Genomic DNA, 17,240 nt, shown 5'->3' with positions numbered 1-17,240 from the left:
GGCCAACTGACGGATCACGTCCGCCTACGGATCGCGTCAGATTATGCGGATCCTGACGAGGTCTTCGATTCCTGCGAGGTCGTCGGCGTTGCGGGTATAGACGGCGGCGTCGTGGGCATGTGCGGTTGCGGCGATGAGGAGGTCCATCACCCTGGCTCGCGGCTGACGGCCGGCCTCGACGACGCGGGCAGCCAGTCGTGCGTAGCTGTCGGCGATCACGTCGTCGATGGGCAGCGGATCAAATCGGCGCTGGATGGCACTCAACCGCGCCAATCGGAGCGCCCTCGCCTCGGCGGTTTTCGCGACCAGGACACCGAACTGGAGTTCGGCGAGGCTGGCGACGCTGATGGCCAGTTCACCCGGAATCGGGGTCACGTCGTTGGCGATGAGGATGCTGGTGTCGAGGATGCCGCGGCTCACCGCTCAGCCCATGGATCGGTGACGGTGCCGTCCAAGAGATCACGGTCGCCTGCCCACGCGGCGTCGGTGGGTTGGTCGAACACACCGGCAAGGTCGTCCCACTCGCGCCAGGTTCGCGGGCTGACCGGGCCGAGCACGGCTGCCGGGCGGCCGGCGACGGTGATCGTCAAGCGTTCACCTGCCTGCGCCCGACGTACCAGGTCGCTGGCGTTCTGGCGCATCTCCCGAAGCCCCACCTCATGCATGCGCCAAACGTAGCACATGTGCTACGTGCAGTCGGCGATCGCCGGCCGCGGCCCGGGCCGACTACTCAGATTCGGCCGCCGTCACGCAGGCAGGTACGGGTGCCCTGGGCCGTACTCAGATCCAGGTGGTGGCCAGCCAGGCCGTGACGGCGGCGGTCACCAGCAGGACGATGTTGAGTCCGATCTGGCGGGCCTCACCCCGGGACAGGTGCACGACGATGCCGCCGACCTGGATCAGGACGAGGCCGACGGCCGCCGCGACGGCGAGCCAGGGCGCGATCCCGGTCAGCGGTGGCAGGAGCAGGCCGGCCGCGCCGAGAATCTCCAGCACCCCGATGGTCCGGACCATCGGCATGGGTACGCGATCGACCCAGCCCATCATCGGCTGGAGCTGCTCCCGGCTCTGCGTGGCCTTCTTGCCCCCGGCGTACAGGTAGAACACGGCCAGCAGGGCGGCGACGATCCAGTAGGCAAGTGTCATGACGGGCCCCTTCGGTAATGAGCACGATGGTTACGAGAAGGAAGTAGCCACATCATGTGTCAGTATCGGAGGGCTTACAAAAGGCACACGGGTGTGCGTGAGGCACAGGGGATGGTCATGTCGCAGTACGAACACACCTGCCTGATCCGGGGCGACGGCGGCCGGACGATCCGGGCGATCCTGGATCGGATCTGCAACAAGTGGACACTGCTGATCGTGGCGACCCTCGACCGGGGCGCACTGCGCTTCACCGAGCTGCACCAGCAGATACCCGGCATCTCCCAACGCATGCTGACGCTGACCCTGCGCCACCTGGAGCGCGACGGCCTGGTCGCGCGGACGGCGTACGCGGAGGTCCCACCCCGGGTGGAGTACGCGCTGACCCCCACCGGCAAGAGCCTCATCCCGCCCGCGCTGGCCCTCGCCGGCTGGGCCATCGAGCACGTCCCCCACATCGAAGCCAGTCGGGCGCTGCACCAGAACCGGCCCGGATGACATCGCAGGGCCGGGTGGTGGACCTCGATCAACGCGTCCAGAAGGCGGCCGGCAGGGCCTCGACGTCAGTCGCGGACCGTTCGAGGAGTTCCGCGATGGGCAGCAGCGCGCTGGCTGCGGCGTCCCCGGCGTGGGCCAGGTGGCGGATCACGTCGGCCTGCCGCCGGGCCCGCTGCGGCACTGCGACGGCGAAATCGTCCCGGTCGCCCTCGTAGCCGTACGCGTCGAGCAGAAGACGCAACCGACGGGCCCGCTCGCGTACGTCGTCGTCGCTCAACGGCCTGCCGTCGCGCGGCGACGCGAGCGGCACCCAGGTCAGCGCGGAGAACGCCAGGTCCCAGTCCCGGGACGACGGGCCGGCGGTGTCCCAGTCGCAGAACCCGACCAGCCGGTCACCGTCCACCACCGCGTTGTAGGGCGACGCATCCTGGTGCCCGACGACCAGCCCGGGGCCCATCGTGCGGCCGACGAACCAGCACTCGTCCTGCGGTGGCGTGAAGCCGGCCGTCAGGTCGTGGACCCGGCGCAGCCATTGGCCGACCTGGACCAGCATCGAGTCGGCCGACGCCCAGCCGGGCCACGGCTCCCGGCCGCCGATCGTCTCCCCCGGCAGAAAACTGAGCATCTCGCGCCCCTGGTCGTCGAAGCCGAGCGCGCGGGGAGCGGCATCGAACCCGGCATCCTCCAGATGTCGCAGCACCGCGTGCACGGTGGCGGTCCACCGCGACGCCCGCTTGTGTACGACACCACCGATCAACACGGCACCGGTGGTGTTACCGCCGGGCAGCAGTTCCTCGCGCATCTGCCGGGTATACCGGGCTCCGCCACGCCAGCGACACCGAGTTTCGCAAGCCCTCGGCGTCCCACCTGGCCTCTCGACCGGTAGAGGGTCCACACCGGTCGGCCATCCGACACCGCACACCGACTCGCTCCGAACGTGGGCCCGCCGGTGGCCGGGGTGACTCTCGCTGTTGAGATGCGCGGCGTTACGCCTGGCTGAGGAGGTGGCGTGACGGAATGTAGTCGATCTTCGTGTCGGCGTAGACACCGAGCGTGCCATCGTTGAGACACCTCAGGCCGACGCTGATCCAGCGCACCTCTCCGTCGTCGAAGAGCGCGTAGCCGACCGCGACGGCGAACTCCTCACCTCCACAGGGGCAGGCGCAGGACTCGTGGTCGGTCCCGGCCCAGTGTTCGGCGCTGTCGCCGATGAAGGCGACCGCGCCGCAGGTGAGACAGGTCCGCTGCGTCGCCTCCTCCTCGTCGATGGTGACGCGAAAGGTACGGCCGTCGCACTCGCCGCAGCGGGACTCCAGCACCGTGGCCACCGGGTAACCTCCCGCCGCGAAGTGGCGGAGGTACTCGGCGAGGTCGTCGACATTCTCCCCACGCCACAGCTTCCCGGACCTGTCGAGTGCCATCTCCGCATTGTGCCTGGCACCGGCGGTGCGCCCGCGAGCGGATCACTAGACTGGCCGGATGCGGCAGGCACTGAGAGACCTCACCTTCTCCGACCACTCCGAGTGGTTCGGCCTGGGCCCGCTGCTGCTCGCCGTCCTGGCCGGCATCCGCGCGTTCATGGCCGACGAGCCCTTCGCCCGCTGGGGCTGGACCGTCGTCGCCGTCCTCATGCTGATCATCTGCGCCGTCTACGCGATCTGGGCGAGGAAGAAGCACTCCTGAGACCTATCCGGAAGGCAGCTACAGCCACTCGTTGACTGCGACGGCCTTCGACCCCTGCTCGGACGCCAGGCGCACCTTCGAGGTCAGGTATGTGGCCGGCCCGCTGGTCGGCGGGTTCCTGACCGATCACGCCGGGTAGCGGTGGATCTTCCTCGTCAACCTGCCGATCGGGGATCCGGATGGCCGCGCGGGCAACAGCCGTGCCGCATAATCCGTTCATGACCTCTACCGGCTCGTCACGGCTGTCGTTGTGGTCCACCGACTCGTTGTTGTCCATCGGATCCCGAGGCTCGGTGCTGTCCATCGGCAGTGTCGGCTCGATCGCCTCTGTCGGCAGCATCGGCTCCGCCGGATCGGTCCTGTCCGTCGGGTCCGCGCTCTCGGTCGGGTCGGCCCTGTCGTGGCGGTCCTCCTGGTCATTGCTGGCTGACCATTCCTTCGGAGCCGCGATGGGCTCCCGCGAGCGAGCCCGCGCACTCATCGGGCCGTCCGCGGCGTTGGCCGCCGTGGCGCTGACCGCCTATGCCGGCTACCTCCTGGCGCGCAGCCGCCGGCCGGACGAAGGTCACTGAGGGCCGCAACGGGACAGCCGACGGGCGGCACCTGCCCCGTCGAGACGCGGTCTGTCCGCACGCCCCGGAGACGCACACTCCGCAGCGGGTGAGTGCACCTCAGGCTGCGAAGCGGTCGATGTCTCTTGCGAGGTCGTCCCCAGTCAGCGGCTGCTGCATGTCGCTGACGACTCTTGCCAGGGCGGGGAGCGCGTGCTGCTGGTTGGCGAAAAGGACACTCACGTAGTCATGGTCGGGAACCAGTAGCATCGCGGTCCGGTATCCGGGCAGGCGCCCGTTGAGGTACATCTGGCCCGAAGGGCCGAGCGCCCATCCGAGGCCGTACGCCAGGGGGTCGTCCGGCGTGGTGCGCGGTCGGCGGATGTCCTCCAGCAGGTCCCGATCAGCGAGCAGCCCCTCACCAAGTGCCAGGACGTCCGAAACCGACGACCACAAGCCTCCGCTGGGGCGGCGCGCGTGCGGGTAGTCGCTTCGGGGGAGTTCGGTCGGACCGTCCCAGCCGGTGACCGAGTCGCGCGGTGCGTCGAAACCTGTTCGAGAGAGACGCCAGGGTTCGAGCAGCTTCTCCGTCAATGCCGTCTCGTACGAAGCGCCGTGGAGGGCCGCGAGGATCGCGCCGGCCAGGAAGTAGTTGCCGTTGTAGTAGGACCAGTGCGCCCCGGGCTCGTGTGCGTTTCCGGCGCGTACCACGAGCCGGGCTGCCTCATCGAGCGCGGGAGGCCCGTGGCCCAGGGCGGCCACGGCGGTCGAGTCCACGGACTCGCGCAGCCCCGAGACCTGCCCGAGGATCTGCTCGACGGTAACGCCCGTATCGGCGCGCCAGTCAGGCGCGAGGTCTGGCAGCAGTTCGATGGCGGGGCTGCCCAGCGGGACGTCGTGCTCCCGCAGTGTCATCACGAGCGCGGTGGAGGTGAAGGCCTTCGTCAACGACGCGATTCGGAAGCACGAATCCGGGGTCACCTGAACCGCCCCGCGAGCAGCCGCACTTCTTGCCCCCGCGACGGAGACCCCCGCCACCACTGCCGGGACGCCGCGGAGAGCGACCTGCGTGTCGAGCACATCCTGGAGATCCACGGTACGAATACTCCCAGCCGTGCCAAGGCGTCGCAGGGCGGCTTGACCGCTCCTCACAAACGTGAGCGCTCCTCAGCGCGCTGGCGACGATGCGGGCACGGAATTGTTCGGCGCGACGCGCCGCATCCGCGCGCAACGCAGGAGCCTCAGCACGCTTCATAGGCACCGGTGAGACCGGCGAAGATCACCGCCGCCTCCCCATTGCGGTGACCAGCAGGAGAGGAAGGAACAGCAAGGACGGTACGCGGGTTGCGGCACATGGGCGCGGCACCCCCTTCGATGGTGGTCACTCGTAGCCGAGATTCTCCTCGGAGTGCAGGTGCCACCCGTCGTGCCGCTTGACCAGGACGAAGGCGGTGCGCTCGAAGACGTCGTAGAATCCGGAGTCCGGATCGTGGCCATACGTGTACCAGAGCGCATCGACCCGCGCCGTGTCCGGGGCCTCGCTGACGACAGTCACCGAGTCCACACTCGACTCTCCGCCGAACTCACCAACTTTGCCGTTGCTGTGCGCTTCGGCGTACCTGGCGCAGAAATCAGCAGGGCTCTGATAGAGCATCTGAACCTCCCCTTGCCCTGCCTCCGGCGGGCGGTTGGCGGGCGCCGTCGCGTCGGGCATGTTGTCCACCGTAGGGCTCGGCACAAACGCGTAGGACCGCAGGAGCACCGTCACGAACGGCAGCAGATCAGCAGCACGTGATCACCCGTCCGTTCCCAGGCGGAGGCTGAGCACACCCCGACAAGATCAGCTGCGCGCTCATCGACAGCAGCGGGTGTTGCGCGGCTCAGCCGATGCGCTCGGCCAGCGAGACGATGATCCCTTCGGGCCCCCGGACGTAGGCCACCCGCCATGCACCCTCGTGCTCGCCGATGCCACCGACCAGCCCGTAGCCCTCGCTCGCCGCCCAGTCGACGGCGGTCCGCAGGTCGTTGACCTCGAAGGACACGCTGCGCAGCCCCCGCTCGTTGGCCATGGCCGCCGGTGAGCCCGGCACGGACTCCGGCCGCCCGAACCTGGCAAGCTCCAGGCGGGCGCCACCGCGGGGCGAGGTCAGCATGACGATCTCGGTGCGGGAGTCGGGAATGCCGCAGATCACCGATGGCGTAACAGCTCGTCATGTCCACGGCACCACCCCTATGCGACCTCAAGCCGCTTGAGATGCAAGCCCCTCGTCCTGCGTCAGCCGCCGGTGAAGTCGAACTCGCCGTCCTTGACGCCGCCGACGAAGGCCGCCCACTCGGCGGCGGTGTAGACGATCGTCGCCGCGTCACGTGCCTTGCTGTGCCGCACCGCCACCCGGCCCGAGCCGTCGAGCAACGGCCCCGCCTCGACGCAGTTGCCCCCGTTGTCCGGACTCCTGGTACTGATGTGCCACGCCACCTCAGGCACGATCTCGCTCATGACAGCTCCTCTGCGAGTGCTGCGATCAGCTTCGCCGACTCGCTCACACTGAGTGCGGACTCCCGGAGGCGATCGTACGCGTGGACGTACCGGAGGGCCTTGTCCGATTCCATGAACAACCGCCCGCCCAGAGTTTCGGCGTGCGCCACGTCGGAATACGGGGATGGCATCTTGAACAGCCAGAAGGTTCCATCGAGACCGGCGTGGAGCCCCAGCGAGGCCGGCAGCACCCTCACCTCGATCGTCGGCCTGGTCAACATCTGCCCCAGGTGGACGAACTGCGCGGCCATCACTCCACGGCTCATCACCGGACGACGGAGCGCGGACTCTTCGATGATCACCGCGAGGTTGGTCGCGGAAGGCCCGTCAAGAAGGCGTTGCCTGTCGATCCGCAGTTGCACCCACTTGCGGATCTGACTCTCACTCGTAGAGCTTGGCTCCGCGTTCCTAATGACGGCTTCGGCATAGTCCCTGGTCTGGAGCAGGCCAGGGATCAGCAGCGATGCGTAGGTGCAGACCTGGTTCGCCCTCGACTCCAGCCAGGGGAAGTCGATGAAGGATGTGTCGTAGATCGTCCGATCGAAGCTGTTGTCCCAGCGGTCCACGCGCCAGGCATCCTGGGCAAGCTGAATCAGCCGATCGCGCTCGCGCTCGTCGTAGACGCCATAAAGATCGAGTAGCTCCACCACGAGATCACGCCGGAACGGCCACTCGGCACGCTCGTACCGGGCCAGCGACGAGTAGTCCCGTTCCAGGAACTTCGCGACGTACTTGAGGGTCAGGCCGCGTTGCTCCCGCAGCTCGCGCATCTGCTGACCGAGCCACTGCGCACGCAAGGTGTGGACGAACGCTTCTCTCTTTGCGGCCATGCTCACCTCTCCGGGTTCCGACGAGAAGAAATCCGTTGGTGTCGTTGCACCAACACGGAGGCCACTGGAAATGTGGCCTTCGGGTGAGGGTGATCACCGGCCCCCGGGGACGCCCGGTGCAAGCGCAGTAACCGCGGCTGTGCCAACAGCCGAGAAGGTGACGAGAGACGGCGTCGCGGGTGGCAGCCGCATACCGGATCTCGTCGGGTCTCCACATGAAGCCGAATTCCCGGCTCCGACCGACTTGCTGAATACCTATCACGGCGGCGGGTGTCCCGCGACCCCGCACCACCAGGAGGCGACCGATGATCCGCGACGCCCGCGACGACGGCACCCTGCCGGCCCGGCTGCATCCGGTCCTGGTCCGCGACCACCAGTTCCCCACCGTCGGCTTCGGCCGTCGTGGCCTCGACCCCCGGGAGGTACGCCGGTTCCTGCTCCGGGTCGCCCTGGAGTTGGCCAGCCTCCATCAGGAGGTGACCCGACTGACCGAGGAGAACACCAGGCTCAAACGGCTGCTGCGGGACCGCCGCAGCGCCCAGGCCAACAGGTCCCCGTGGTGAGCCACGGCCCGGCACCCGGCCGGGACGACGGCCCCCACTACGTGGTGCACCTGCCCGTCACGGCCACGACTGAGGATCAGGCGCTGCGTTTCGCGTACACGCTGGCGCGTTCGCTGGCGTTGGTGCCGGGGGTCGAGGTCGCCGGAACCACCGTCTCCGCCGAGGACGCCCAGCACGTACGACAGTGGGTGTTCTGTGACCGGATCATGCCGGACCGCCGGCGCTGCCTGGCGCGGGCCGAGCACGACGGACCGTGCGATCCGGGACGGTGAGCGGGGCGACAGGTCTCAGTCGACCTCGACGACGACCAGCTCGCCGACCTGTTCGCCGATCTGCTGCCGGCCGTCCGTCGGCAGCCCGGCGTCGGTGATCAGCAGGTCGGCCTCGGCCAGCGGGGCGATGGTGGCGATGCCGATGGTCTCCCACTTGGTGTGGTCGGCCAGCACCACCAGGTGCCGGGCCGCGCCGATCAGCCGCCGGTTGACCGCCGCCTCCAGCAGGTTGGGGGTGGTGAACCCGGTGCGCGGGCTCATCCCGTGCACGCCGAGAAAGAGCAGATCCACATTGAGGGTACGGATCGCCGCCTCGGCCACCGGCCCGGTCAGCGCGTCCGACGGGGTACGCATGCCGCCGGTCAGCACCACCGTCTGGTCCACGCGCGGGTTCTGGTAGAGCGCGTCGGCGACCGGGATCGAGTTGGTCACCACGGTCAGCCCGGGTACGTCGCCGAGCAGGGTGGCCAGCGCGGCGGTGGTGGTGCCGGCGGAGAGCGCGACGGCCATCCCGGGCTCGACCATCCGGGCGGCCCGGCCGGCGATGGCCCGTTTCTCGTCCTGCTGGCGGATCGACTTCGCGGCGAAGCCGGGTTCCTCGGCCGACCCGGGGCCGGCCAGGGTCGCCCCGCCGTGCACCTTGTCGACCAGACCGCGCTCGGCGAGCACCTCCAGGTCGCGGCGGATCGTCATGTCGGAGACGCCGAACCGGCTGACCAGGTGGCTGACCCGCACCCCGCCGCGCTGCCGGATCAGCTCCAGGATGGCGTTCTGCCGTTGCTGAGCGAGCATCGGACCTCCCAACCGCGCGGACGAGGGAACGGTACGCAGGTCAGGCCGCTGCGGCCGGGGGCGGCTCAACCGCTGGGACCGCCTGTGTCGCCGCCTGCTCCTCCCGGACCACGGCCACCTCCCCGGCGGGCACCCTCAGCGTCCCGCCGCAGGGCTGACCGGTGAGCAGATCGGTGCCGGTCGCGTCGAGGGTCGCCTCGGCGTCGGTGTGGTTGACCACGAACAGCCAGGACCGGTCGTCGGCGCGGCGGCGGACCACCTCGACGCCGGGCGGGGCGGCGACCGGCGGGCGGACCCCGGCCTCGGTGAGCAGCCGACCCACCAGGGCGTCGGTGGCCGCCTCGTCGAGCCGGGTGGCCAGATACCAGGCCGTGCCGTCGCCGACCCGGTGCCGGGTCAGCGCGGGCACGCCGGGCAGCGGACCGTCCTGGTAGGACGCCACCACCTGCGCGCCGGCCGGGTGCAGCCACTCGGTCCACACGTCGGCCGTGGACCCGTCGTCGAGGGTGACCTGCTCGCCGGCCAGCAGCGGGAAGAACTCCTCGGTGCGCACCCCGAGCAGCTCCCGGAACGCGCCCGGGTAGCCGCCGAGCCGGATGTGGTCGTGCTCGTCGACGATCCCGCTGAAGTACGTCACCAGCGCCGTCCCGCCCCCGGCGACATAGCGGCGCAGCGCCTCGGCGTCGGCGTCGCGGACCAGGTAGAGGGTGGGGACGAGGACCAGCCGGTAGCCGGACAGGTCGGTCGACGGGTGCACCACGTCGGCGGTGACCCCGGCCCGCCACAGTGCGTCATAGAGCGCCCGCATCCGGTCGGCATAGGTGACGTCGACGCTGGGGTGGGAGTCCAGCTCGACGCCCCACCACGCCTCCCAGTCGAACAGGATCGCCACCTCGGCGTCGACCCGGCTGCCGCGTACCTCGGCCAGGGCCTTGAGGTCGGCGCCGAGCCGGCAGACCTCGTCGAAGACCTTGGTGTCCGGGCCGGCGTGCGGGACCAGGGCGGAGTGGAACTTCTCCGCGCCGGCCCGGGAGGCCCGCCACTGGAAGAAGAGCACCCCGTCGGCGCCGCGCGCCACGTGGGTGAGGCTGTTGCGGCGCAGCTGGCCGGGAATCTTGGCGACGTTGCGGGGCTGCCAGTTGACCGCGCTGGTGGAGTGCTCCATGAGCAGCCACGGGTCACCACCGGCGACGCCACGGGTGTGGTCGGCGGCGAACGCCAGGCCGAGGTGGGCGTTCGGGTCGGTGACGGTCAGGTAGTGGTCGTTGGCGACCAGGTCCACGTCGGACGCCCACGAGTGGTAGTCCATGTGCTTGATGCCCATGCCGATCATGAAGTTGGTGGTGACCGGCTGGTGGACCCGCCGCTTGAGCACCTCACGCTCGGCGCGCAACTGGGCCCGCTGCTCGTCGGAGGAGAAGCGCAGGAAGTCGAGCTGCTGGGTGGGGTTGGCGAAGGTGAGCGCGGCGCGCGGCGGGTTGATCTCGGCCCAGTCGTGGTAGCGCTGGCTCCAGAAGGTGGTGCCCCAGGCGTCGTTGAGCCGGTCGAGGTCGCCGTAGCGCTCCCGCAGCCAGCCCCGGAACGCCTCGGCGCTGACGTCGCAGTAGCAGTGCACGTTGTGGCAGCCCAGCTCGTTGGAGACGTGCCACATCACCACGGCGGGGTGGTCGGCGTAGCGGTCGGCGACCGTCTCGACCAGTGCCAGCGAGCGCTCCCGGAAGATCGGCGAGCTGGGACAGTAGCCCTGCCGGCCGCCGGGCCACAGCACGGCGCCGTCGGCGGTCCGCGGCAGCGTCTCGGGGTGCCGGTGTGCCAGCCACGGGGGCGGGCTGGCGGTGGCGGTGGCCAGGTCGACGTGGATGCCACCGGCGTGCAGGACGTCGAGGGCCCGGTCGAGCCAGCCGAACTCGTACCGGCCGGGGGACGGTTCGAGCAGCGCCCAGGAGAAGATCCCGACGGAGACCAGGTCGACCCCGGCCTGCCGCATGAGCGCGACGTCCTCGGCCCAGACCTGCTCGGGCCACTGCTCGGGGTTGTAGTCGGCGCCGAAGTAGATCCCGTCGCCCTGCCAGCTGCCGTGTTGCCGCATGAGAGCAGAGCGTGCCCCTAGCGGACGATCAAGTCAACACTTTCCAACATCGGCCATCTTTCCAACGTTTACCACCGGGATCGCCCGTCAACCCTGCGATATCGATCCGGATCAGCCCTCTTGACAGGGCCCCACGGAGGGGTAGCTTCAAGCGCCACCGGGAGTTTGTGTTTGCCAATGTTCGTTCTCGGTGGATCCATGTTGGCATTTCCGAACTGCCGTTCCCCCACCACTGACGGCCCTCGGGCGCAGCGCACCTCTTCATCCGCAGGAGGCACCATGTCCCGTCCCCGCACCGAAGCCGAGTACCTCGCCCGGCTCGTACCGTCCTCCGTCGCCGGCATCGGGCGACGCTCCCTGCTCACCGGGGTCGGCGCGGGCGCGCTGCTCGGCACCGGGCTGCTCGCCGGCTGCGGATCCGACTCCGGCTCGGGCAGCGACAGCAAGGAGGTGTCGGTCGGCTCGAACCAGTCCGACCCGAAGCCCAAGGCCGTCATCGCCAAGGTGATGGACGGGTTCAAGACCGCGTCCGGCATCACCACCAAGATCAACACGGTGGACCACAACACCTACCAGGAGAACATCAACAACTATCTCCAGGGCAAGCCGGACGACGTGTTCATGTGGTTCGCCGGCTACCGGATGCGCTTCTTCGCCGCCAAGGGCCTGACCGGCGACATCAGCGACGTGTGGGGCAAGCTCTCCGGCTATTCCGACGCGTTCAAGAAGGCGTCCACCGGGGACGACGGCAAGCAGTACTTCGTGCCGTCGTCGTACTACCCCTGGGCGATGTTCTACCGCAAGTCGGTCTGGAAGCAGCACGGCTACCAGGTGCCGACCACGCTCGACCAGCTCACCGCCCTCAGCGCGCAGATGAAGAGGGACGGCCTCACCCCGATCGCCTTCGCCGACAAGGACGGCTGGCCGGCGATGGGCACCTTCGACATCCTCAACCTGCGGATCAACGGCTACCAGTTCCACATCGACCTGATGGCGGGCAAGGAGGCGTGGACCTCCGACAAGGTCAAGAAGGTCTTCGACACCTGGGCCGGGCTGCTGCCGCTGCACCAGCCGGACAGCCTGGGCCGCACCTGGCAGGAGGCCGCCCAGTCGTTGCAGCAGAAGAAGAGCGGCATGTACCTGCTCGGCCTCTTCGTCGCCCAGCAGTTCGGCAACGACGAGCAGGACGACATCGACTTCTTCACCTTCCCCGAGATCGACCCGGCCATCGGGGCCAAGGCGCTGGACGCGCCGATCGACGGCTACATGCTGGCCCGCAAGCCCAAGGCCGAGGCCAACGCCAAGAAGCTGCTGGAGTACGTCGGCTCGAAGGAGGCCGCCGACATCACGGTGAAGAACGACCCGACCACCCTGGTCGCCAACAGCGGCGCGGACACCAGCGGCTACACCGCCCTGCAGAAGAAGGCCGCCGAGCTGGTCGGCTCGGCCACCGAGATCGCCCAGTTCCTCGACCGGGACACCCGGCCGGACTTCGCCTCCACCGTGATCATCCCGGCGCTCCAGCAGTTCATCAAGAACCCCAAGGACATCGACGGGCTGGTCAACAGCATCGAGAACCAGAAGAAGTCGATCTTCACCAGCTGACGGCGAGAGGGGGAGGACCATCGTGTCCGACCTGCCCCTGATCCACGCGGATCACGCCGTGCCGGCACCGGCCACGGCCACCCCCTCCCGGGGTGGTCGCGGCCGGCGGCTACGGCTCCTGTCCCGCACCGACCGCGTGGTGATCACGCTGATGGTGCTCGTACCGCTGCTGCTGGTGGTCGCCCTGGTCTGGCTGCCCGCACTGGCCACCGTGGCGCTCTCCGGCACCGACTGGGACGGCATCGGCCCGATCAGCGAGATCGACTGGGTCGGCGGCCGGAACTACTCCGACGTGGTCAACATCTATCCGCCGTTCGTGCCGGCGATGCAGAACAACCTGCTCTGGCTGGCCGCGCTGTTCGTGGTCGCCACCCCGTTCGGGATGTTCCTCGCCGTGCTGCTCGACAAGGAGATCCGGGGCAGCCGGTTCTACCAGACCGCGCTCTATCTGCCGGTGGTGCTCTCGCTGGCGCTGATCGGCTTCGTCTGGCAGCTCATCTACTCCCGCGACCAGGGGCTGCTCAACGCCGTCCTGGGCAGCCAGACCGACTGGTACGGCGACCCGAACGTCAACATCTGGGCGGTGCTGGTCGCGGCCGGCTGGCGGCACGTCGGCTACATCATGCTGCTCTACCTGGCCGGGCTCAAGGGCGTCGACCCGTCACTGCGGGAGGCCGCCTCGGTCGACGGGGCCTCGGAGACCAGCACCTTCTTCCGGGTCATCTTCCCGGTGCTGCGACCCATCAACATCATCGTGCTGGTGGTGACGGTGATCGAGTCGCTGCGCGCGTTCGACCTGGTCTGGGTGATCAACAAGGGCCGCAACGGTCTGGAGCTGATCTCCGCCCTGGTCACCCAGAACGTGGTCGGCGAGGCGAGCCGGATCGGCTTCGGCTCCGCCCTGGCGACCATCATGCTGGCCGTCTCGCTGGTCTTCATCACCGTCTACCTGGCCGTCGTCATGAGGGAGAACCGGCGATGAGCGCGTCGACCATGACCCGTCCGCCGGCCTCCGCACCGGCGTCGGAGCCGGCCCCGCGCCGCCGGCCGCTGCGTCCCGCCCGGGTGGTGCTGCACCTGTTCCTCGGCGCGGTCGCGGTCGGCTGGCTCTTCCCGATCCTCTGGGCGGTGTTGACCTCCCTGCGCTCGTACGAGTACACCGCGACCAACGGGTACGTCTCGCTCGGCGGTTGGACGCTCGACAACTACGTCACCGCCTGGCGGACCGCCGAGTTCGGCCAGCACTTCCTGAACTCGGTCTACATCACCGTCCCGGCCGTACTGCTCACCCTCTTCCTCGCCTCGTGCGTGGCGTTCGTGATCGCCCGGTTCAGCTGGAAGCTCAACATCGTCCTGCTCGGCCTCTTCACCGCCGCCAACCTGCTGCCCCAGCAGGCGCTGCTGATCCCGCTGTTCCGGATCTTCACCGAGGTGCCGCTGCCGGAGTTCATGAGCGACTCGGAGTTGCTCTACGACAGCTACTGGGGGCTGATCCTGGTCAACGTGGCCTTCCAGTGCGGCTTCTGCGTCTTCGTGCTGAGCAACTACATGAAGGCGCTGCCCCGCGACCTCTACGAGGCGGCCATGGTGGACGGGGCGAGCATCTGGCGGCAGTACTGGCAGGTGACCATGCCGCTGTGCCGGCCGGCGCTGGCGGCGCTGGCCACCCTGGAGGTGACCTGGATCTACAACGAGTTCTTCTGGGCCACCGTGCTGATGCGCACCGGCGACAAGTTCCCGGTGACCAGCTCGCTGAACAACCTGCGCGGCGAGTTCTTCACCGACAACAACCTGGTGTCAGCCGGCTCGGTGCTGGTCGCCATCCCCACCCTGGTGATCTTCTTCCTGTTGCAGAAGCAGTTCGTCAAGGGCCTGACCCTGGGAGCGTCCAAAGGCTGAGGCCCCCACCCACACCTGCGCGAGCTGAAGATCTCGGTGGCCCCCCCACCGCCCCCACCCACACATGCGCGCGAGAGCGGTATTCCTGGCAGGCATGAACATGACCCACAGGCATACCGCTCTCGCGCGGTACTGACACCCGGCGACCTCACCCACCGTGACGGACGCCGGGGTGCCCGCACCGGAGATGAGCGCCATGACCGATCCGACCGTGATCCACCTGCGCCGGGGCCGCACCAGCCTGGTGCTCGACGCGCGCGGCCCGGGGCTGCCCCGGGTCGCCCACTGGGGGGCCGACCTCGGCCCGGTGCCCGCCGACGACCTGCCGGCCCTGGTCGACGCCACCGTGCCGCCGGTGGTGCCGAGCAGCTTCGACGCGCCGACCGTGCTGTCCCTGCTGCCCGAGGCGAGCGCCGGCTGGAGCGGCCGACCCGGACTCGCCGGCCACCGCGCCGGCCGGGACTGGTCCACCGCCTTCCACCTCGACAGCCTCGACGTCGACGACGTGGGCGGGCACAGCGGAAACGGTGGGAGCCCGGCCGGGCACAGCGGGGACCCGGGTGGCGAAGGGCGTGGTCGGCGGGGCGACGTCGGGCGGGGGCGTGGCGACGCCGGGGACCCGGTGCGCGTACCTCATGGGGAGCAGGAGCACGACGGGGATGGGGCGGCGCGGGTGACCGTGCGGGCGACGGACCCGGGCGCGGGGTTGACCCTGACCGTCGAGATCACCCTCGACCCGGTCGGGCTGCTGACCCTGCGGCACCGGCTGCGCAACGACGCCGACCAACCCTACGAGGTACGCGAGCTGACGCCGGTGCTGCCCGTGCCGCCGGTCGCCACCGAACTGCTCGACCTGACCGGGCGCTGGTGCCGCGAACGCGCGCCGCAACGGCACCCGTGGCCGCAGGGCGCCTGGGTCCGCGAGGGCCGACACGGCCGCACCGGGCACGACGCCACCCTGCTGCTGGTCGCCGGCACCGCCGGATTCGGCTTCGGCCACGGCGAGGTGTGGGCGGTGCACACCGCGTGGAGCGGCGACCACGTGACCGCCGCCGAGCGCCGCCCGACCGGCGAGTCCACCCTGAGCGGCGGGGAACTGCTCGCCCCGGGTGAGATCGTCCTCGGCCCCGGCGACGAGTACGCCACCCCGCTGCTCTGCGCGGTGCACTCCACCGCCGGGCTGGACGGGCTCAGCGACGTGCTGCACACCCACCTGCGGGCCCGGCCGGAGCACCCCCGCACCCCGCGCCCGGTCACCCTCAACGTGTGGGAGGCGGTCTACTTCGACCACGACCTGGACCGGCTGCGGACCCTCGCCGACCGGGCCGCCGAGGTGGGGGTCGAGCGGTTCGTCCTCGACGACGGCTGGTTCACCGGCCGCCGGCACGACCGGGCGGGCCTGGGCGACTGGCAGGTCGACGCCGACGTCTGGCCGGCCGGCCTGGGACCGCTCATCGACCACGTCCGTGGGAACGGCATGCAGTTCGGGCTCTGGGTCGAACCGGAGATGGTCAACCCCGACTCCGACCTGTTCCGCGCCCACCCCGACTGGGTGCTCACCGCGCCCGGCCGGCTCCCCCTGCCGTGGCGGCACCAGCAGGTGCTGGACCTGGCCCACCCGGCGGCGTACGCACACCTGCTCGGCCGGCTCGACGCGCTGCTGACCGGACACCCCGGGATCGGCTACCTCAAGTGGGACCACAACCGGGACCTCACCGAGGCCGGGCACGCCGGTCGGCCCGGGGTGCACGCGCAGACCCTGGCGGCCTACCGGCTCTTCGACGAGCTGCGCGCCCGGCACCCGCACCTGGAGATCGAGAGCTGCTCGTCCGGCGGGGCCCGGGTCGACCTGGAGATCCTGCGACGCACCGACCGGGTCTGGGCCAGCGACTGCAACGACGCCCTGGAACGGCTGTCGATCCAACGCTGGACCGGCCTGCTGCTGCCCCCGGAACTGGTCGGCACGCACATCGGCCCGGAGCGCTCGCACACCACCGGCCGGGTGCACACCCTGGGCTTCCGGGCGGTCACCGCGCTCTTCGGACACCACGGCATCGAGTGGGACATCGTCGCGATCAGCGCCGAGGAGCGGGCGGAGCTGACCGCCTGGGTGGCCCTGCACAAACGGCTCCGGCCGCTGCTGCACACCGGCCGGGTGATCAGGATCGACCACCCGGACCCGGCCGTCCAGGCGCACGGCGTGGTCGCCCACGACCACTCCCGGGCGGTGTACGCGGTGTCCCGGCTGGCCACCTCCGGCACGCAGACCCCCGGCCCGGTCCGCCTGCCCGGCCTCGACCCGACCCGCCGGTACGCCGTCCGCCCGGCCGAGGGGGTGCCGGAGCCGGCGGCGATGCAGATCACCGCACCCCGCTGGCTGCCCACCGTGACGCTGAGCGGATCGGTGCTGGCGACGGTGGGCCTGCAACTGCCGGCCCTGCACCCGGAACAGGCCCTGCTCCTGGAGGTCGACGCGGCCGACTAGACGAACATGGCCACACCGCACAGCCCGGCTCGGGCGCAGTGCCCCGGTCGGCCCACGGCACGGCCGGCACAGGCAGCACGGCCGGACCGCTCGGCGCGCTCAAGCGGCCCCCGAGGCGCTTGATCCACTCAATGGGGGCGATGTGGCGGTATCCGAGACAGGTCGATACCGCCACATCGCCCCCGTTGCGGCGACCACGAACGCACCCGGCGGCGCGGACCGAGGGGCCGGCGGGGCGGGAACGGGCGGGGCGGGAACGGGCGGGGCGGGAACGGGCGGGGCGGGAACGGGCGG

21 protein-coding genes are annotated in these 17,240 nt (G+C 69.9%); 9 read left to right on the top strand and 12 right to left on the bottom strand.

Annotated elements, in window-relative coordinates; genetic code table 11:
* Positions 1-36: 36 nt before the first annotated feature.
* The 3 genes from ACQP1S_RS09105 to ACQP1S_RS09095 all read right to left on the bottom strand — a co-directional run bounded on the left by ACQP1S_RS09105 (position 37) and on the right by ACQP1S_RS09095 (position 1,146).
* A complete protein-coding gene (locus tag ACQP1S_RS09105) occupies positions 37-420 on the bottom strand; it encodes a PIN domain-containing protein (protein ID WP_432905160.1) in 384 nt (127 codons plus the stop codon).
* Complete coding sequence (locus tag ACQP1S_RS09100; protein WP_091251897.1) at positions 417-665, bottom strand: type II toxin-antitoxin system Phd/YefM family antitoxin; 249 nt, start codon at positions 663-665, stop codon at positions 417-419. The genes ACQP1S_RS09105 and ACQP1S_RS09100 overlap by 4 nt, the downstream gene beginning before the upstream one ends.
* 115 nt (positions 666-780) lie before the next feature.
* Complete coding sequence (locus ACQP1S_RS09095) at positions 781-1,146, bottom strand: DoxX family protein (protein ID WP_432905156.1); 366 nt, start codon at positions 1,144-1,146, stop codon at positions 781-783.
* A 117-nt stretch (positions 1,147-1,263) separates the two neighbouring features.
* Between ACQP1S_RS09095 and ACQP1S_RS09090 the strand changes: the two genes are divergently transcribed.
* A complete protein-coding gene (locus ACQP1S_RS09090; protein WP_091251901.1) occupies positions 1,264-1,641 on the top strand; it encodes a winged helix-turn-helix transcriptional regulator in 378 nt (125 codons plus the stop codon).
* Between the two features lie 28 nt (positions 1,642-1,669).
* Here the strand turns inward: ACQP1S_RS09090 and ACQP1S_RS09085 are convergent, their stop codons facing one another.
* Entirely contained in the window at positions 1,670-2,443 is a 774-nt protein-coding gene (locus ACQP1S_RS09085) for a phosphotransferase (RefSeq protein WP_432905152.1), read from the bottom strand.
* A 184-nt stretch (positions 2,444-2,627) separates the two neighbouring features.
* On the bottom strand, positions 2,628-3,062 hold the full coding sequence (locus tag ACQP1S_RS09080) for a hypothetical protein (protein WP_432905150.1): 435 nt from the start codon (positions 3,060-3,062) through the stop codon (positions 2,628-2,630).
* Between the two features lie 58 nt (positions 3,063-3,120).
* Here ACQP1S_RS09080 and ACQP1S_RS09075 point away from each other — a divergent pair, with 58 nt between their 5' ends.
* Both ACQP1S_RS09075 and ACQP1S_RS09070 read left to right on the top strand, forming a co-directional pair.
* Complete coding sequence (locus ACQP1S_RS09075; protein WP_091251909.1) at positions 3,121-3,324, top strand: hypothetical protein; 204 nt, start codon at positions 3,121-3,123, stop codon at positions 3,322-3,324.
* 218 nt (positions 3,325-3,542) lie between these two features.
* The gene (locus ACQP1S_RS09070) at positions 3,543-3,896 is read left to right on the top strand and encodes a hypothetical protein (RefSeq protein WP_432905147.1); all 354 of its coding nucleotides are present in this window, start codon (positions 3,543-3,545) and stop codon (positions 3,894-3,896) included.
* 99 nt (positions 3,897-3,995) lie between these two features.
* Here the strand turns inward: ACQP1S_RS09070 and ACQP1S_RS09065 are convergent, their stop codons facing one another.
* The 5 genes from ACQP1S_RS09065 to ACQP1S_RS09045 form a co-directional block, all read right to left on the bottom strand.
* Complete coding sequence (locus ACQP1S_RS09065; RefSeq protein WP_432905144.1) at positions 3,996-4,970, bottom strand: serine hydrolase domain-containing protein; 975 nt, start codon at positions 4,968-4,970, stop codon at positions 3,996-3,998.
* A gap of 286 nt (positions 4,971-5,256) precedes the next feature.
* Positions 5,257-5,529 carry a hypothetical protein gene (locus tag ACQP1S_RS09060; protein ID WP_432905141.1) on the bottom strand — a complete coding sequence of 91 codons (273 nt, stop codon included), beginning with the start codon at positions 5,527-5,529 and terminating at the stop codon, positions 5,257-5,259.
* 226 nt (positions 5,530-5,755) lie between these two features.
* Positions 5,756-6,028, bottom strand: a complete 273-nt coding sequence (locus ACQP1S_RS09055) for a VOC family protein (protein ID WP_432905138.1) — start codon at positions 6,026-6,028, stop codon at positions 5,756-5,758.
* Positions 6,029-6,150: 122 nt separating this feature from the next.
* Entirely contained in the window at positions 6,151-6,372 is a 222-nt protein-coding gene (locus ACQP1S_RS09050) for a DUF397 domain-containing protein (protein WP_432905135.1), read from the bottom strand.
* Positions 6,369-7,241 (bottom strand): helix-turn-helix domain-containing protein, encoded by an 873-nt coding sequence (locus ACQP1S_RS09045; protein WP_432905132.1) that lies wholly within the window; start codon positions 7,239-7,241, stop codon positions 6,369-6,371. Before ACQP1S_RS09045 ends, ACQP1S_RS09050 begins: the two co-directional genes overlap by 4 nt.
* 305 nt (positions 7,242-7,546) lie before the next feature.
* Here ACQP1S_RS09045 and ACQP1S_RS09040 point away from each other — a divergent pair, with 305 nt between their 5' ends.
* Positions 7,547-7,804, top strand: coding sequence for a DivIVA domain-containing protein (locus tag ACQP1S_RS09040; protein ID WP_091251920.1), 258 nt, complete (start codon positions 7,547-7,549; stop codon positions 7,802-7,804).
* 41 nt (positions 7,805-7,845) lie between these two features.
* Complete coding sequence (locus ACQP1S_RS09035; RefSeq protein WP_091252001.1) at positions 7,846-8,076, top strand: hypothetical protein; 231 nt, start codon at positions 7,846-7,848, stop codon at positions 8,074-8,076.
* Between the two features lie 15 nt (positions 8,077-8,091).
* Here the strand turns inward: ACQP1S_RS09035 and ACQP1S_RS09030 are convergent, their stop codons facing one another.
* Together ACQP1S_RS09030 and ACQP1S_RS09025 are read right to left on the bottom strand one after the other, a co-directional pair.
* Positions 8,092-8,868, bottom strand: a complete 777-nt coding sequence (locus ACQP1S_RS09030) for a DeoR/GlpR family DNA-binding transcription regulator (protein WP_091251921.1) — start codon at positions 8,866-8,868, stop codon at positions 8,092-8,094.
* 40 nt (positions 8,869-8,908) lie between these two features.
* A complete protein-coding gene (locus tag ACQP1S_RS09025; protein WP_432905128.1) occupies positions 8,909-10,957 on the bottom strand; it encodes a beta-galactosidase in 2,049 nt (682 codons plus the stop codon).
* Between the two features lie 279 nt (positions 10,958-11,236).
* Here ACQP1S_RS09025 and ACQP1S_RS09020 point away from each other — a divergent pair, with 279 nt between their 5' ends.
* From ACQP1S_RS09020 to ACQP1S_RS09005, 4 genes are all read left to right on the top strand, one after another.
* The gene (locus tag ACQP1S_RS09020; protein ID WP_432905125.1) at positions 11,237-12,562 is read left to right on the top strand and encodes an ABC transporter substrate-binding protein; all 1,326 of its coding nucleotides are present in this window, start codon (positions 11,237-11,239) and stop codon (positions 12,560-12,562) included.
* Between the two features lie 22 nt (positions 12,563-12,584).
* The gene (locus tag ACQP1S_RS09015; RefSeq protein ID WP_432905122.1) at positions 12,585-13,544 is read left to right on the top strand and encodes a carbohydrate ABC transporter permease; all 960 of its coding nucleotides are present in this window, start codon (positions 12,585-12,587) and stop codon (positions 13,542-13,544) included.
* Positions 13,541-14,461, top strand: a complete 921-nt coding sequence (locus ACQP1S_RS09010) for a carbohydrate ABC transporter permease (RefSeq protein WP_432905119.1) — start codon at positions 13,541-13,543, stop codon at positions 14,459-14,461. Before ACQP1S_RS09015 ends, ACQP1S_RS09010 begins: the two co-directional genes overlap by 4 nt.
* 196 nt (positions 14,462-14,657) lie before the next feature.
* Complete coding sequence (locus ACQP1S_RS09005) at positions 14,658-16,946, top strand: alpha-galactosidase (RefSeq protein ID WP_432905116.1); 2,289 nt, start codon at positions 14,658-14,660, stop codon at positions 16,944-16,946.
* The last annotated feature ends 294 nt before the right edge of the window (positions 16,947-17,240 follow it).

Source organism: Micromonospora matsumotoense, assembly GCF_050951065.1.
Classification (GTDB): domain Bacteria; phylum Actinomycetota; class Actinomycetes; order Mycobacteriales; family Micromonosporaceae; genus Micromonospora; species Micromonospora matsumotoensis.
This window is presented reverse-complemented; position numbering and strand designations above follow the sequence as displayed.